This window comes from Chryseobacterium sp. SIMBA_029 (genome assembly GCF_046535275.1).
Lineage (GTDB): Bacteria > Bacteroidota > Bacteroidia > Flavobacteriales > Weeksellaceae > Chryseobacterium.
On sequence record NZ_JAWRXA010000836.1, the window covers coordinates 1 to 237 of the forward strand.

The window sequence follows — 237 nt, forward strand, 5'->3', positions numbered from 1 at the left end:
GGCTTTAGAAGCTAGACGCGAGGCTGAAATAAGGGCTGCAAATGAAAGGTTAGGTATACCTAATTATTCAAATCAAACATCTGATGTTAACGATACTTCAAATTATATTTCAGTCGGAAACCAAGTAACCTATAATAGAGCTGATAAGCCTGTTGTTGATAGTTCTGGTAACAGAGCTAACAGTCAAGTAGTCGATAAACCTAAAAGTGTATTTGATAAATACAACGAAACAACCAT

The 237-nt window shown here is 35.4% G+C and carries 1 protein-coding gene; it reads left to right on the plus strand.

The window, feature by feature from the left end; translation table 11 throughout:
- A partial coding sequence (locus SB679_RS26230; RefSeq protein ID WP_410705348.1) for a hypothetical protein occupies positions 1-237 on the plus strand: 237 nt, incomplete at both ends.